Source organism: Rhodococcus antarcticus (assembly GCF_026153295.1).
In the GTDB taxonomy this organism is placed as follows: Bacteria; Actinomycetota; Actinomycetes; order Mycobacteriales; family Mycobacteriaceae; genus Rhodococcus_D; species Rhodococcus_D antarcticus.
Genome location: NZ_CP110615.1, coordinates 178719 through 193506 on the forward strand (window position 1 = coordinate 178719; position 14788 = coordinate 193506).

At 74.9% G+C, this 14788-nt stretch carries 15 protein-coding genes; 4 read left to right on the top strand and 11 right to left on the bottom strand.

What is annotated here, in order from left to right; all coding sequences use genetic code 11:
* Positions 1 to 4 precede the first annotated feature (4 nt).
* The 11 genes from phoU to RHODO2019_RS00890 all read right to left on the bottom strand — a co-directional run bounded on the left by phoU (position 5) and on the right by RHODO2019_RS00890 (position 11987).
* Positions 5 to 691: a phosphate signaling complex protein PhoU gene (phoU, locus tag RHODO2019_RS00840; protein WP_265383198.1), complete on the bottom strand. Its 687-nt coding sequence runs from the start codon at positions 689 to 691 to the stop codon at positions 5 to 7.
* A gap of 74 nt (positions 692 to 765) precedes the next feature.
* Positions 766 to 2829 (bottom strand): LCP family protein, encoded by a 2064-nt coding sequence (locus tag RHODO2019_RS00845; protein WP_265383199.1) that lies wholly within the window; start codon positions 2827 to 2829, stop codon positions 766 to 768.
* 64 nt (positions 2830 to 2893) lie between these two features.
* Positions 2894 to 3388 (bottom strand): GGDEF domain-containing protein, encoded by a 495-nt coding sequence (locus tag RHODO2019_RS00850; protein WP_354005610.1) that lies wholly within the window; start codon positions 3386 to 3388, stop codon positions 2894 to 2896.
* Positions 3389 to 3551: 163 nt separating this feature from the next.
* Positions 3552 to 4634 carry a tRNA dihydrouridine synthase DusB gene (gene dusB, locus RHODO2019_RS00855; protein ID WP_265384873.1) on the bottom strand — a complete coding sequence of 361 codons (1083 nt, stop codon included), beginning with the start codon at positions 4632 to 4634 and terminating at the stop codon, positions 3552 to 3554.
* A gap of 316 nt (positions 4635 to 4950) precedes the next feature.
* Positions 4951 to 5775: a M55 family metallopeptidase gene (locus RHODO2019_RS00860; protein ID WP_265383200.1), complete on the bottom strand. Its 825-nt coding sequence runs from the start codon at positions 5773 to 5775 to the stop codon at positions 4951 to 4953.
* Positions 5776 to 5859: 84 nt separating this feature from the next.
* Positions 5860 to 6303, bottom strand: a complete 444-nt coding sequence (locus RHODO2019_RS00865; RefSeq protein ID WP_265383201.1) for an OsmC family protein — start codon at positions 6301 to 6303, stop codon at positions 5860 to 5862.
* Between the two features lie 132 nt (positions 6304 to 6435).
* On the bottom strand, positions 6436 to 7485 hold the full coding sequence (locus RHODO2019_RS00870) for a zinc-dependent alcohol dehydrogenase family protein (protein ID WP_265383202.1): 1050 nt from the start codon (positions 7483 to 7485) through the stop codon (positions 6436 to 6438).
* Between the two features lie 43 nt (positions 7486 to 7528).
* Positions 7529 to 7945, bottom strand: a complete 417-nt coding sequence (locus tag RHODO2019_RS00875; RefSeq protein ID WP_265383203.1) for an SRPBCC family protein — start codon at positions 7943 to 7945, stop codon at positions 7529 to 7531.
* A gap of 63 nt (positions 7946 to 8008) precedes the next feature.
* Positions 8009 to 8941, bottom strand: a complete 933-nt coding sequence (locus RHODO2019_RS00880) for an acyl-ACP desaturase (protein ID WP_265383204.1) — start codon at positions 8939 to 8941, stop codon at positions 8009 to 8011.
* 114 nt (positions 8942 to 9055) lie between these two features.
* Complete coding sequence (locus RHODO2019_RS00885; protein ID WP_265383205.1) at positions 9056 to 9991, bottom strand: hypothetical protein; 936 nt, start codon at positions 9989 to 9991, stop codon at positions 9056 to 9058.
* A gap of 73 nt (positions 9992 to 10064) precedes the next feature.
* Positions 10065 to 11987: a S9 family peptidase gene (locus tag RHODO2019_RS00890; RefSeq protein ID WP_265383206.1), complete on the bottom strand. Its 1923-nt coding sequence runs from the start codon at positions 11985 to 11987 to the stop codon at positions 10065 to 10067.
* Positions 11988 to 12037: 50 nt separating this feature from the next.
* Between RHODO2019_RS00890 and RHODO2019_RS00895 the strand changes: the two genes are divergently transcribed.
* The 4 genes from RHODO2019_RS00895 to RHODO2019_RS00910 all read left to right on the top strand — a co-directional run bounded on the left by RHODO2019_RS00895 (position 12038) and on the right by RHODO2019_RS00910 (position 14733).
* Entirely contained in the window at positions 12038 to 12274 is a 237-nt protein-coding gene (locus RHODO2019_RS00895; RefSeq protein WP_265383207.1) for a DUF2630 family protein, read from the top strand.
* A 36-nt stretch (positions 12275 to 12310) separates the two neighbouring features.
* Positions 12311 to 12706 (top strand): DUF8819 family protein, encoded by a 396-nt coding sequence (locus RHODO2019_RS00900; protein ID WP_265383208.1) that lies wholly within the window; start codon positions 12311 to 12313, stop codon positions 12704 to 12706.
* 185 nt (positions 12707 to 12891) lie between these two features.
* Positions 12892 to 13383, top strand: coding sequence for a LysM peptidoglycan-binding domain-containing protein (locus tag RHODO2019_RS00905; protein ID WP_265383209.1), 492 nt, complete (start codon positions 12892 to 12894; stop codon positions 13381 to 13383).
* A gap of 51 nt (positions 13384 to 13434) precedes the next feature.
* Positions 13435 to 14733, top strand: a complete 1299-nt coding sequence (locus RHODO2019_RS00910; protein ID WP_265383210.1) for an amidohydrolase family protein — start codon at positions 13435 to 13437, stop codon at positions 14731 to 14733.
* Positions 14734 to 14788 lie beyond the last annotated feature (55 nt).

Genomic DNA, 14788 nt, shown 5'->3' on the forward strand with positions numbered 1-14788 from the left:
TGGTTCAGACCCCGGTGGGGGTGACGCCGGTCAGCTCCGGGGTGCCGGGCTCCGGCAGCTTCCCGGTGACGAGGAAGACGACGCGCCGGGCCACCTCGACGGCGTGGTCGGCGTAGCGCTCGTAGAACCGGCCCAGCAGCGTCATGTCGACGGCCGCGGCCACGCCGTGCGGCCAGTCGCTGTCCATCATCACGCTGAACAGGTGCTTGTGCAGGTCGTCCATCGGCTCGTCGCCGGTCTCCAGCGCAGCGGCCTCGTCGAGGTCGCGGCTGAGCAGGACCTCGCGCGTCCTGGCCGCCTGGGTCACGGCGACCTTGCCCATCTCGGCGAAGTAGCCGCGCACGTCCTCCGGCAGCACGTGCGCGGGGTGGCGACGGCGGGCGATCTTCGCGACGTGCAGGGCGAGCTGGCCCATCCGCTCGACGTCGGCGACGATGTGGATCCCGCTGACCACGATGCGGAGGTCGCCGGCCACGGGTGACTGCAGGGCGAGGAGGGCGAAGGCCTTCTCCTCGCACTGGAGGCGCATGTCGTCGATCCGGTCGTTCTCCCCGATGACCTGCTCGGCGAGGGCGAGATCGGCCTGCAGCAGCGCCTGCGTGGCCCGTTGCATGGCCACCTCGGCGAGACCGCACATGGCGGCGAGCTCGCCGGTGAGGTCACTGAGCTGTTCTGTGTAGGCGACGCGCATGGGGTGAGGATACGGCGCCCACGTGGACGGGCACCGGACGAGGCCGTTAACGCACGGTGAACGACGGGGGCCCGTCAGGTGCAGGTGGCGTCGCCGCCGTTGACCACGGCGAGGTTGCCGGGCAGCGGGGCGACGGGGCTGGTCGCGGCGGCGCCCGAGGCGGGCAGCGGGGATCCGGCGGCCGTCGGGGCGGTGGTGGTGCCCCGGACGTCGGAGCCGAGCACGAGCTCGACGCTGGTGCCGAGCCCGGGGGTGGGCTCCAGCGTCGCACCGGGCACGGCCGAGGCGAGCGTGCGGGCTGCGGCCTCGGCCCCCGCGGAGTAGCGGACGGTGGTGGTGGCGGGGGCGGTGGTGGCGGGGATGGCGTCGCCCAGGCTCGAGGCCCGGAGGCCGTACGCGGTGAGCTCGTCGGCCACCGCGGCGGCGAGGCCCTTGGTGGTGGTGGCGTTGCGAACGACGAAGGACACGTCCGCCGGGGCCAGCGCGGCCAGCGACGGTGGCGCCACGGTGGTGGTGGGTGCACCCGTGGTGCTGGGGGCCGCGGCCTCCCCGGGCAGCGGCACACCCTCCCGGATGTCCTGGAACAGGGCCGCGTTGGCGGCGTCGAGCAGCACCTCGTTGCCTGACGAGTTCGCCTCGCCCGTGGTGGGGGCGGTGATGAAGGTGACGCGACCGGGCTCCAGACCCTGCAGGGACTGACCGAGGGTGAGCAGGTCCTGGACGCCGATGCCCTCGCCGAAGGTGCTCGAGGTCACGGCGTCGACCAGGCGCTTCAGCTTGCCCACGTTGAGCAGCGTGTTGGTGCTCAACGAGGCCCGCAGCAGCGACGAGAGGAAGCGCTGCTGGCGCTGGATCCGGCCGTAGTCGCTGGTCGGGTCACCGACGACGTGCCGTGCGCGGACGTAGTTCAGGGCCTGCTGGCCGTCGATTCTCTGGGTGCCGGCCTGGCCCAGCACCGTGCCGAGCAAGGAGTCCTCGAGCGGCTTCTCCGTGCAGACCTGCACCCCCCCGACCGCGTCGACCATGGACTGGAAGCCGGCGAAGTCGACCCCGACGAAGTGGTTGACGTTCAGCCCGGACAGCTGCTGCACCATCTTGGTGATGCACTTCGGCCCGCCCTCGAAGTACGCCTCGTTGAGCTTGACGCCCTGCTGCGGGGGGACGACCTCGGTCGTGTACGTCGCCGTGTCGTTGTCCCAGCGGTTGCACGCGGGGAGGTCCACCTGCAGGTCGCGCGGGAAGGAGACGATCACCACGCGACTGCGGTCGGCCGGGATGTGGGCGAGCATCGTGGTGTCCGAGCGCGCTCCGGCGACCTGGCTCTCGGTGCCGGCGCCGATCTCGCCGCTGGCCCCGGCCCGGCTGTCGGACCCCACGAGCAGGAAGTTCTCGTCCCCGAGCTGCTTCTCCGGCTGCTGGATGGCCGTGGACCCCTGGTCGAGCGACTGCACGGTCTGCACGTTGGCGTCGAAGTAGCGCAGCAGCGACCAGGCGGTGCCGGTGACGCCGAAGACGAGGACGGCGACCAGGGCCACCGCTGCCCGGCCGGCGAGCGCGGTGCGGCGCTGACGGCGGGACTTCTTGGCCTGCAGGCGGGTGGGGACGGCCTCGGCGGCGGGCTCGGGCTCCGACCCGGACAGCGGGACGAAGCGTCCCGCTGCGACCCGGACCGGCGCGGTGCGGGCCGGTGGGGCTGCACGGGGCGGGGTGCGGACGACCGGGGCGGGCGGGGTGCGGACGACCGGGGCGGGCGGGGTGCCACCGAGCGGGGCGTGCTCGTCGACCACCGCGGGCAGGACGGTGGTGTCGTCGTCCGAGCTCGGGCGGGGCGCCGGGGTGCTGGTGCCCGGGTTGGTCGTGCCGGGGGTGGGCTGGTCGCCGGTGCGCCGCCGCCCGCCCGCCCGGTGGCCGATGCGGCGCAGCAGGTCGGCCACGCTCACCTGTTCCCCGTGGTCGGGGTCGCGGCTGCGGCGCGAGGCGTCGTCCTCGGCGCCGGCGGGTGCCCCGGCCGCGGTGGTGTCGTCGGCACGGGGTGGGGCGGGTGGGGTGACGGCCCACGGGCGCTCCCACGGCGCGGACGCGCGGGAGTCGTCGGGGCGGGGCTGGTCGGGGGACCCGGTGGGCTCGTCGTCGCTCACCGAACACCTCCGCCGTCTCGACCGTCGTCGTCGGACGCACGCCAGAGCACGACCTCCGACGATGCTACGGACTTCGGCACTCCTCGGCTGCGGCGTGATCGACGTCGCGCACGACACGGCGGTGGGCGGCGGCCCCGGCGAGCTGCACCGGTGAGTCGGTGGCCACGCTGAACGCCACGGCGTTGCAGCCGCTGCGCGTGGCCGCGTGGAGCCGGCTGCTCACCGTCACCCGGAGACCCGGGGTCAGCCGTGACCAGTCCTCGCCCTCGATCCGGTGGCGGGCCCGCACCCGCAGCGCCACCGCCTGCTCCGGTGCCGCGCCCGGCAGCACCAGGACGAACTCCTCGCCGCCGTACCGGGCGCAGAACGAGCGCGGCGGCAGGTCGGTCTGCAGCAGCTCGACCACCCGCCGCAGCACCTGGTCGCCCATCGCGTGCCCGAAGCGGTCGTTGACCTGCTTGGACAGGTCCAGGTCGACGAGCGCGACGCACGTCTTCGCCGTCGGGCCGTCGGGGTCCTGCTCGTGCTGCTCGGTCAGCGAGCGCAGCGGATGGTCCAGGAATCGCCGGCCCTCCGACGTCCGCGACGATCACCCGTCCGGGCCGGGAGGTCACGCACGGGCGAGCTCGTACCGCCCGGTGTGCACCGACGGGGGTGGCGTCCACCCCGGCGGGTGCGTGTCCTGCTGGGCCCCGCTCGCTGGGCGCGTCCGCCGCCGAGGCTCAGCCGCCCGAGGTGAGCACGTCCGCGCCGTGCGGGACGGTGGCGTCCTGCGGGTCGTCGAGCCAACCCTCCGGCAGCGCGACGGTGCCCGGGGAGCCCTGACGACCTCGGGGTCCCTCGGCGTCGGCCGGGAACGGCACGTCGGCGTCGAGCCGGGCCAGCAGCGCGTCGAGGTCGTCCAGGGTGGACACCAGGGCGAAGCCCTGGCGCAGCTCGGAGCCGATGGGGAAGCCGCGCAGGTACCAGGCCATGTGCTTGCGCAGGTCGCGCAGCCCCTTGTCGGGGCCGTGGTGCGCGGCCAGGAGCTCGGCGTGCCGGCGCAGGACCACGGCCACCTCGCCCAGGGTGGGGGGGACCGGGGCCGGGGTGCCGCCCAGGGCGGCCGCGAGCTCGGCGAACAGCCACGGCCGGCCCAGGCACCCGCGCCCCACGACCACTCCGTCGCACCCGGTCCGAGCCATCATCGCCACGGCGTCGGCGGCGTCGAAGACGTCCCCGTTGCCCAGCACGGGGATGTCGGTGACGTGCTCCTTGAGCCGGGCGATCTGCGACCAGTCCGCGGTGCCGGAGTAGCGCTGGGCGGCCGTGCGGGCGTGCAGCGCCACGGCGGAGACGCCTTCCGCCGCAGCGATCCGGCCGGCATCGAGGAACGTGTGGTGCTCGGCGTCGATGCCCACCCGCATCTTCACCGTGACGGGCAGGGCCCCCGCGTTCTGCACCGCGGCCCGCACGATGCGGGTGAACAGCTCCCGCTTGTACGGCAGCGCCGCGCCACCACCCTTGCGGGTCACCTTGGGCACGGGGCAGCCGAAGTTCATGTCGACGTGGTCGGCGAGGTCCTCCTCGACGATCATGCGCACCGCGCGAGCCGTGGTCTCCGGGTCCACCGTGTACAGCTGCAGCGAGCGGGGCGACTCGTCGGGCGCGAAGGTCGTCATGTGCAGGGTGTCCGGGTGGCGCTCGACCAGGGCGCGGGCGGTGACCATCTCGCAGACGTACAGCCCGGCGGCGTCCTGGCCCGTGCGTGCCGTCTCCTGCTCGCGGCACAGCTGGCGGAACGCGACGTTGGTGATCCCGGCCATCGGGGCGAGCACCACGGGGCTGCGCAGGGTCAGCGGGCCGATGCGCAGCGGGCCCGGACGGGACGGGGCCGAGGGGGACGGGGCCGAGCGCGGCGTCGGCTCGGCGAGGGTGGTGGTCACGGGACCCCATTGTGCCCCGCCGCTCTCCTGCGGGTAGCTGAGAATGCAACGACCATGGCTACGTGCTCTCCGGGGACGGGACCGTGGGGGGCGAGCGCCGCCCGGTGTCCTCGGGACTTCCAGGCGGGCCGCCTCGGTGCGGTGCCGGCCGAGCACCTGGCGCACGCCGGCTCCGGGAACCTCCGTGGGCGCTGAGCTACTCCGCGATCCCCCGACCGAGCAGCAGGACGGTGACGAAGGTCCGGTAGAGCCGCAGGGGGTCGTCGTCGACCAGGGCGGCGCTGCACCCGCCGGTCCGCTCGACCCCGCGCACCCAGGTGGCCATCTCGGCCAGGTCCGCGTTGCGGAAGGTGATGTCCAGGCGGGCGGGCAGGTCGAACGCCGGCGGTCGCGCCTGGGCCAGGCCCCGCAGCGCCGCCTCGGCCTCGGCGGCGATCAGCTCGCAGGCGTCGTGCGGGTGCAGGCTGTCGGCCGCGAACCGGGACACCGCCGTCTTCACCACCGCCGTGCGGATCCCGGGCAGCACCGCCCGGGACTCGGCCGCGGTCACGTCGTCGCCGGTGACCAGCACCACCGGGACCCCGTGGGCCTGGGCGACGAGGGCGTTGATGCCGGCCTCTCCGACCGGCGTCCCGTTGAGCCGCACCTCGGCGATGGCCCGGGGGCTGTAGGTGTGGCTGAGCACCGACGACGGCCCGCCCATCGACCCGTGGTAGCTGACCAGGAGCACGGCGTCGAAGCTCGGGTCGAGCCCCTGCATCATGTAGAGCGGCTTGTGGCGGCCGGAGAGGTACCTAGCCCGTCCGGCGAGCAGCTCGGGACGCAGGTTCTGCATCACCGAGTGCGAGTCGTTGACCAGCACCTCCGTGGCGCCGCCGGTCACGGCGCCGGTGATCGCCGCGTTCACCTCAGCCTGCAGCAGCGCGACGCCGTGCTCGTAGCCGGGGTTGCCGGCCTGGCACTGCGTCCAGTCGACGATGCCGGCGGTGCCCTCCATGTCCGAGGACAGGAACACCTTCACGACGTGACCAACATGTCGTGACCCTCCCACGGGCGAGCCCCGCCGACCGGTCCGGTCGGCGGGGCTCGCCGGGTTAGGGGTGGTTCAGCTGACGAGCGCGGCGTCCAGGGTGATCTTGACGCCGGTGAGCGCCTTGGAGACCGGGCAGGACTCCTTGGCGTTCTGGGCGGCCTTGGCGAAGCCGTCGGCGTCGAGGCCCTCCACCTCGCCGCGAACGGTGATGGTGATGCCGGTGAGCTTGAAGCCGCCGTTGGCCTCGTCGGGTCCGAGGCCGACCTCGGCGGAGACCTCGAGGCTCTGCGGGGTGCCGCCGGCCTCGGCGATCACGGCGGAGAGCTGCATGGCGTAGCAGGCGGAGTGCGCCGCCGCGATGAGCTCCTCGGGGCTGGTGGTGCCCCCGGCCTCGTCAGCGGCGCGCTTGGGGAAGGACACGTCGTAGGTGCCGACCTTGGAGCTGGAGAGCTCGACCTGGCCGGAGCCGTCCTGGAGGCCGCCGTTCCAGGCGGTGCGGGCGGTACGAGTGGGCATGGGGGAGCTCCTCTGCTGGTGGGTCGCGGCGCGGCGACCGGGGATGACGGTGCGAGCGCAGCCGACGGGTGCGTCCCGTCGGCTGCGACTATATCGCGCGCTACCGGTTGCGCGCCAGGGCCCGTCCGTCGATCAGGGCCGCAGCAGCACCTTGACGGCGGTGCGCTCGTCCATGGCGCGGTAGCCCTCGGCGACGTCCTCCAGCGGCATCTGGCGGTCGAAGACCCGGCCGGGGTCGAGCGTCCCGTCGAGCACGTCCACCAGCAGCTCGTCGAGGTAGGCGCGCACCGGGGCGACACCACCGCCCACCGAGACGTTGCTGCTGAACAGCTGCCGGATGGGGAGCTCGGCCCCCCCGAGCGGCACCCCGACGTACCCGACCCGCCCACCGGGCCGCACCGAGGCGAGCGCCTGCTGCATGGACTGCTCCGTGCCGACGCACTCCAGCACGCAGTCGGGGCCGATGCCGCCGAACAGCTCGTGCACGGCGGCGACGCCCTCCTCGCCCCGCTCGGCGACGATCCCGGTGGCGCCGAAGTCGGTGGCGATGGCCTGGCGGGACGCGTGCCGGGACATGATCACGACCTGCTCGGCGCCGAGGCGGCGGGCGGCGAGCACGGCGGAGAGGCCGACGGCGCCGTCGCCCACGACCACGACGGTGCTCCCGGCGCGAACCCCGGCCGAGACGGCGGCGTGGTGCCCGGTGGACATGACGTCCGACAGCGCCAGCAGGCTCGGGACCATCGCGTCGTCAGGCACCTCGGGCGTGGCCACGAGGGTGCCGTCGGCCCACGGGACGCGCACCATCTCGCCCTGCGCACCGTCGACGAGGTTGCCGTCGGGGTCGGTGCCGCCCCAGGCGGAGCCGTGCAGGCACGAGGTGGTGATGCCGTTGCGGCAGTTGGCGCACGTGCCGTCGCTGACGACGAAGGGGGCGATGACGAACTGGCCCGGGCGCAGGGTGCGCACCTCGGGGCCCACCTCGGTGACCAGGCCGACGAGCTCGTGCCCGATGCGCTTGGGCTCGGGGGTCTCGCGGACGCCGCGGTAGGGCCACAGGTCGGAGCCGCACACGCAGGCGGCCACGACCTGCACCAGGGCGTCGGTGGGTCGCAGGATGCTCGGGTCGGGGACGTCCTCGACGCGGATGTCACGGGGGCCGTGGATCAGGGTTGCTCGCATGCCCCCATGGTGGCCCCACCGCCGTGCCGCGGCCGCGCCAGGTTCAGCGGGAGAGCCGCCGGGCGAGCAGCCGCGCCGCCCCGCCGATGGCCCCGGCCAGCACCAGCTGCGCCCCGGGGAACAGCGGGCGGAACTCGATGGTCCAGGTGAGGACGGTGCCCGAGCCGCTGGCGCGCAGCAGGATCTCCCCGGTGTAGTCCCGTGCCGGCACGCCCGAGACGGCGGCGTAGGCCAGTCGCTGCCCGGGCTCGAACGCGGTGACCCGCTCGCGGATGGCGGGACCCACCGCGTGCAGCGCCCGCACCGCCCCGACCCCGTTGCGGTCGGGGGAGCCCGCCGTCTCCAGGACGACCGTGCGCACCGGGGGCAGCCAGGACGCCATGCCCTCGTGGTCGGACACCACCGCCCAGGCCTGCTCGGGCGGGACGGGGACGGAGTGGGTGAAGGAGTACCGGCTCATGGGCTGATGATGCCCGAGCCGCTAGCCCCGAGCCGCTAGCCCCGAGCCGCTGGCCCCGAGCCGCTAGCCCCGGGCGGCAGCGCGGGCCAGCGCGCGGTCGCGGGAGTCCTCGAACCGGCTGGCCGCGGCGTCGAGGGCGGCGAGCACGCCGACGAGCTCCTCGCGGGCGGCCTCACCCTCCGGGCCGAACCCGGTGCGCTCGAACACGTTCCAGTGCCGCAGCACGGGCATGATCACGTCGTCGTGGTGCTGGCGCAGGTCGTAGATGCCGGCCTTGGCCATGAGCACGGAGGCGCGGCGGAAGTTCTTCATGTCCGAGCCGGGCATCTCGAAGTGCTTGACCTCCTGCAGGACCGCCACCATCGTCTCGTCCGGTGCGCGGTCGAACGCAGCGCCGACGAGGTTGCGGTAGAAGATCATGTGCAGGTTCTCGTCCTTGGCGATGCGGGCGAGCATCGCGTCCGCGATCGGGTCCCCGCAGGCCTTGCCGGTGTTGCGGTGGCTCACGCGCGTGGCCAGCTCCTGGAAGCTGACGTAGGCGACGGTCTGCAGCATGGACTTCTCGCCGGCGTCGTAGCCGTTGATCATGTGGGCCATGCGCTGGTTCTCGAGGTCCACCGGGTCCACGCCGCGGGTGACCACGAGGTAGTCGCGCATGACGATGCCGTGCCGGTTCTCCTCGGCCGTCCACTGCCCCACCCACGTGCCCCAGGCGCCGTCGCGGCCGAAGTGCATCGCGATCTCGCGGTGGTAGGACGGCAGATTGTCCTCGGTGAGCAGGTTCAGCACCATCGCGGCCTTCGCCGTCTCCGACAGCGTCGACTGCTCCGGGTCCCAGTCCACCCCGCCCATGGCGGCGAAGTTCTTCCCGTCCGACCACGGCACGTAGTCGTGCGGGTGCCACGGCCTGGCCATCGAGTTGTGCCGGTCGAGGTTCTCGGCCACCACCGGCTCGAGCTCGTGCAGGAGCTGCGTCGTCGTCAGCTTCGTGGCCATGGGTGCCTCCTCGGATCGGTACCTACGCCTTCGTAGGTTACGCGACCGTAGGTTCGGCGGCAGGGCCGTTGGTCGCTCGTCACAGTGTGGCGCCTCACGCGGGAAACGGGGCGTTCAACCGACGCTGAGTGCTCCGACGAAGACCTCGACGTGCTGGGTCTGCTGGGCGAGCAGCGCGGCACCGTCCCCCGCGGCGAGCCCACCGCCGTTGGGCACCACCGTGCCGGTGAAGGTCAGCCGCTGGCCGGTCGAGGGGGTCACGGCGCCGCGGCTGGATCCCACCAGCTGCACGTAGACCCGGTTGTCGGCCGAGGTCCCCACCCAGGCCCCGTCCGCGGACGGGGTGGAGAGCACCTCCACGCCCTGGGCCTGCACCACCTGCCCCGTGCGTCCGGCGAGGCTCCCGCTGGAGTCGGTGGAGGTGCTCAGCGGGAGCAGGAACACCCCGCCGACGGTGATCGTCCCGGCCTGGGCTCCGGCCGCACCGGGCGAAGCCACCGTCGTGGTCACCGCCGACGGCGCCACGGTGGGGGCGGCTGCGCCGTCGTCGGCGGTGACGAGCCGGACCATGACGATGAGCGCGAGGACCGCCAGGACCAGCCCGAGCAGCGGCTTGAGCAGCCAGAACGGGATGCGCGGGCGGGAGCGGGCCGTCCGGGGTGTCGGCGCGGCGTCCGGGACGGCGACGGCGGCAACCGGAGCGACCGCGACGGCAGCGACCGGGGGCGCCACCTCGGCCGGTGGAGCCGGGGCGACGGCGTCCGGGACGGCGGCGGGCTCGACGGCGGGAGCCGGCTCGGCGGCGGCCCCGCCCACCGGGGCGGGTGCCGGGCGGGGTCGGGGTGACGGTCGGACCGCAGGGGCGGGGGCGGGCGCCCCGACCGGCACCGCGGCCGCCTCGGATCCGGGGGACCCGGCCTCCGCGGGCGCCAGCGGCTCCGCGGGCGCTGTCGGCCCGACGGGTGCGGGCCCGTCCACGGGAGGCCGGATCTTCGCCGCGAGCCCCGCCGGTCGACGGGCGAAGGTGCGGGGGTGGGACGGTCCGGTCACGGGCACCTCCGGGTGGTCGACGACGGCGTGGTGGCCGTCACGTTACCCACCGGTAGCCTCGTGGCCGAGTCGATCACGGACGGGTCAGGTCCAGGCGGGGCACGTCGGGCGGGGTGAACCCGAGCACCTGGCCGTAGAAGGAGAGCTCGGACTCCAGCGCGGTCACGACGTTCTCGGCCTTGCGGAACCCGTGCTGCTCGCCCGCGAACAGCAGGTAGGCGTGCGGGATCCCGTTGCGCACCATCGCGTCCCGGAACAGCTCGGACTGCGACGGCGGCACCACCTCGTCCTCGTCGCCCTGCAGCAGCAGCACCGGGCAGCTGAGCTCGTCGACGTGGCTCAGCGGTGCCCGCTCGACGTAGCGGTCGTGGGTCTCCGGCAGCGGGCCGATCAGGCCGTCGAGGTAGCGGGACTCGAAGTCGTGGGTGTCCTGGGCGAAGCGGACGAGCTCGGCCACCCCGTAGTAGGAGGCCCCGGCGGCGAACGCGTCGGTGCGGGTCAGCGCGGAGAGCACCGTCCAGCCCCCGGCGCTGCCCCCGCGGATGACCAGCCGGGACCCGTCGGCCCGACCGTCGGCCGCCAGGGCCTGCGCGGCCGCGACGCAGTCCTGCACGTCCACCACGCCCCACTGCTCGCGCAGCGAGTTCCGGTACGCGCGGCCGTAGCCGCTGGAGCCCCCGTAGTTGACGTCGACCACGCCGATGCCGCGGCTGGTGAAGTACGCCTTCTCCGTGCTGCGGGCGTTCGGGGACTGGCTCGTGGGCCCCCCGTGCACGAACACCACGTACGGCGGGAGCTCGCCCTCGGGCGCGACGGCGGTGGGGTGCGTCGGTGGGTAGACCAGCGCGTGCACGGTGCGCCCGTCCGGGCCGGGCAGCGCCTCGGCGGTCGGCACCGGCAGCCACTCCGCGCCGAGGGACGGCCCGTCGTCGCCGTGGTCGAGCACCTCGACGGTGCCCGTGGCCAGGTCGACGGTGAACAGGCTGGTGGGGGCGGTGGGGGAGATGCCGATCCCCACGAGCGTGCCGTCCGTGACGGAGACCGCGGACACCGAGTCGAAGGGCACGTCGAGGTCGGTGAGCGTGCCCGTCGCCGGGTCGAGGAGCGCCGGGGCGGCGCGACCGACACCGTGGGTGACCGCGAGCCTGCCGTCCTCGAGCACGCCGTAGCTGGTCTGGCCCAGCTGCCACAGCGGGGCGGCGAACTCCTCGGCGGCGGGGTGCAGGGGCTCCGGCACACCTCCGTCGAGGCTGACCCGCACCAGGTTCCACCACCCCGTCGCGTCGGTGACGGCGTGCAGCGTGCGGGCGTCGGCCCACTCCGGCTGCAGGACCGACTCCTCGAGCCCGCCGAGCAGGGTGCGGGGCTCGCCGACCTCGCCGTCGACCACGGACGCGCCCCGGAGCTCCGTGCCGTCCCAGGGCATCTGCGGGTGGTCCCAGGCGATCCAGGCCAGGTGCGCGCCGTCCGGGGCGAGCCGGGGGTGGGCGAGGAAGTCGCTGCCGCCGACGAGCTCGCGCACGGCCAGCGACCCGTCCAGGGGCACGGCCACCAGGTGCCGCCGGACGGCCCCGCCGGCGTGGGCCTCGCGCACGCACCACACCTCGCTGCCCACCACCACCGGGTCGGCGTAGCGCAGGCCGGACGGCTCGTCGGGCACGGGCGTGAGGGCGACGGGCGTCGACGCACCCTCGGCCAGCAGCCACAGCCGCTGGTCGGTGAACTCCGCGAAGACCAGCCCGGCGTCGGTCGCCACCCAGCTGAGCCCGCCGTACTCGTGCACCCGGGTGCGGGCGTTGAACGGGGCGGGCAGCACGTCGTGCGCGGTGCCGTCCTCCGCGCGGCGCACCACCACCTGGCGTCCGGACTCCGCCGGTCGACCCTCCGTCCACCACAGCCGCCCGGCCACGAGGGCGGGGAACGACAGCCGGACGGCGCCGTGGGCGACGTCGGTCGCCGTGACGGGGGAGGGCCAGGCGCCGAAGGGGGTGCTCATGACCCGAGCCTGCCAGGAACCCGGCGCCCGGTGGCGGCGTTGGGGGGGGTATGGACGACCGGACGATCTTGGCGCACATCGACGACCTGGTGGCCGAGGAGCGCGTGCTGCACGAGAAGGGCGGCTCCGTCGACGACGACGACCGCCAGCAGCTGACCGGGCTCACCGAGCAGGTGGACCAGAGCCGGGACCTGCTGCGCCAGCGGCGGACGCGCCGCGAGCAGGGGGAGGACCCCGGGCTGGCCGAGGTGCGCCCCGCCGACGAGGTCGAGCACCACGCGGGCTGAGCGGTCGGCGCCGCCGCGAGCGGGCAGCATGGACGGGTGACCGACGAGCCCACTCCCGTGCCCAGCCCCGACGATCCCGCGCTGGCCGCGACCGACCGGGAGCTGCTGCGCGCCCGCGCCCTGGTGCTGCACGACCTGGCCGCCCGTGGAGCCGACACCGCCGACGTGGTCGACCTGGTGGAGACGGCGCTCGCACAGCGGCGCTGGTGGGTGCAGAGCTGGCCCGACGGGCTCCCGATGGTGGCCGGGCAGCTCGCCCAGGACGTGCAGGACGTGATGATCGACACCGAGGGTCGCTGGCCCGCGTGCCCGGTGCACCGCGACGAGGCGCTGCAGGTGGAGCCCGAGCTCGGTGCGGACCCCGAGTGGGTCTGCGAGCACGGTTGCGGGGCGCTCGCCCCGCTCGGCGCGCTCGGCCCGCTGCCGGACTGACCCCCGCCGGCGCCCCGCCCACCGGCACGCCGCGCCCGGGGCCCGAACCGGTCGGCGCACGTGGTCGGTGGTGGAGGAGGACCTCCGCACGCTCGTGCGACCGGGACACGATCGGGTGACTCGGCGCGCCCGACCGGTCTCCATCTGTTCTGCTTGTGGCTCCCATGCTGCACGAGGAGACGACCGTGACCGGTTCCGCGCCCGCCCGATCCACCACGGCCGTGCTGGCAGCGCTGGCCGCGGGCGCCCTGGCCGCGGCCGGGCTCGGCGGCTCGTTCGCCTGGACGACTCCGCAGGTCGTCGACGCCGCCGCCACCGTCTCGGTGCCCACCGCCACCGCGCCGAGCGCGGTCCCGACGACGGTTCCCGCTGCCGCGCCCGTTCCTGAGTCGGCGCCCGCTGCAGCCGTCGTGCCGGCTGGCGCACCGGTCGCAGCCCCGGCGCCCGCGGCAGCCCCGGCGCCCGCGGCAGCCCCGGCGCCCGCGGCAGCCCCGGTGCCCGTCACCTACGTCGTGCTGCCGGGCGACACCCTCTCGGCCATCGCCGCGTGGTTCGAGGCCCACGGCTACGGGGACCTGTACCGGGCCAACGCGGCCGTCATCGGCGCGAACCCGGACCTCATCCGTCCCGGGCAGGTGCTGGTGGTCTCCTCCGCCGGTGTCACGACCAACGGCTGACCGCGACGCGCTGGCACGCGCCGAGCACACCTCGGCCCTAGCCTGCACCTGGTGAGCACCTCGACCTCCCCCCGCCTGGTCCTCCGGGGCGCCCGCTGGCCCGGGGACGTCGCCGTGCGGGACGGGTGGATCACCGCCGTCGGAGTGGTGCCGGCCGAGCGGGGTGACCGCGTGCTGCGCGTGGACGGGGACGTGCTCACCGCCGGACTGGTCGACACCCACCACCACCTGTCCCAGTGGATGACCCGTGGGCGCGCCGTCGACCCGGACCTGTTCGGCCGGTTGCGGACGCTGTACCCGGTGTGGGGACGCCTGGACGCCGAGGACGTGCACGCGGCCGCCACCGTGGGGCTCGCCGAGCTGGCCCTGACCGGGTGCACCACCGCCGCCGACCACCACTACCTGGTGCCCCGCGGCGACGACTCCGTCTTCGACCGGATCGCGGACGCCGCGCACGCCGTCGGCATCCGGCTGCACCTCTCCCGCGGGTCCATGGACCTCGGGCAGAGCAGGGGCGGGCTGCCGCCGGACTCGGTGGTCGAGGACACCGACACCATCCTGCAGTCCACCGTGGACGTGCACGGCCGGCTGCACGACGGCGTGCGCACCTCCGTGGTGGTCGCACCCTGCTCGCCGTTCAGCGTCACGGGTGAGCTGATGACGGAGTCCGCAGCGCTCGCCCGGCGGCTCGCCCTGCGCCTGCACACCCACCTCGCGCAGACCGTCGAGGAGGAGCGCCACACCCTGGCCCGCCACGGCCGGCGGCCGGTGCAGCTCATGGAGGAGTGGGGGTGGGCGGAGTCGGACGTGTGGGTCGCCCACGGCGTCCACCTCGACGACGCCGAGGTCGCGCTGTTCGGGGAGCGCGGGATCGGGGTGGCGCACTGCCCGTCCAGCGACGCGCGCATGGCCACCGCCACCTGCCGCGTGGTCGACCTCGACGCCGCGGGAGCGCCGGTGGGCCTCGGGGTGGCCAGCCACGAGGCGGGCGGGCTGTTCGGCGAGATGCGCCAGGCGCTGTACGCGGGTCGTTCCCACGCCGGGCGGCCGGCGGCCCTCGGGGTGGACACGGCGCTGCGGCTGGCCACCGAGGGCGGTGCGCGCTGCCTGGGCCGCGAGGACATCGGCCAGCTCCGGCCCGGCTACCGGGCCGACGTGGCGGTGTGGCCGGGTGACGACCTGGCCGACGTGCGCGACGCGGTGGCGGGACTCGTGCTGGGCCCCGACCGCCGGGTGCGCCACCTGCTGGTGGACGGCGAGCTGGTGGTGGCGCACGGCGAGCTGCTCGGGGTCGACCTGCGGGCGGCCCGGGAACGGCTGGCGGGGCGGGCCCGGCGGCTGTGGGACTGAGGGCTGCGCTGCGCGCGCACCGCGCTCGGCGTGCCGGGGCGGCGGAGCGGGACGC

What these genes read in the sequence shown, in the direction of transcription:
- phoU (WP_265383198.1), bottom strand. Translation starts at nt 691, where the DNA reads ATGCGCGTCGCCTACACAGAACAGCTCAGTGACCTCACCGGCGAGCTC.
- dusB (WP_265384873.1), bottom strand. Translation starts at nt 4,634, where the DNA reads ATGGCCGGGATCACCAACGTCGCGTTCCGCCAGCTGTGCCGCGAGCAG.
- RHODO2019_RS00865 (WP_265383201.1), bottom strand. Translation starts at nt 6,303, where the DNA reads ATGCCCACTCGTACCGCCCGCACCGCCTGGAACGGCGGCCTCCAGGAC.
- RHODO2019_RS00870 (WP_265383202.1), bottom strand. Translation starts at nt 7,485, where the DNA reads ATGCGAGCAACCCTGATCCACGGCCCCCGTGACATCCGCGTCGAGGAC.
- RHODO2019_RS00875 (WP_265383203.1), bottom strand. Translation starts at nt 7,945, where the DNA reads ATGAGCCGGTACTCCTTCACCCACTCCGTCCCCGTCCCGCCCGAGCAG.
- RHODO2019_RS00880 (WP_265383204.1), bottom strand. Translation starts at nt 8,941, where the DNA reads ATGGCCACGAAGCTGACGACGACGCAGCTCCTGCACGAGCTCGAGCCG.
- RHODO2019_RS00890 (WP_265383206.1), bottom strand. Translation starts at nt 11,987, where the DNA reads ATGAGCACCCCCTTCGGCGCCTGGCCCTCCCCCGTCACGGCGACCGAC.
- RHODO2019_RS00895 (WP_265383207.1), top strand. Translation starts at nt 12,038, where the DNA reads ATGGACGACCGGACGATCTTGGCGCACATCGACGACCTGGTGGCCGAG.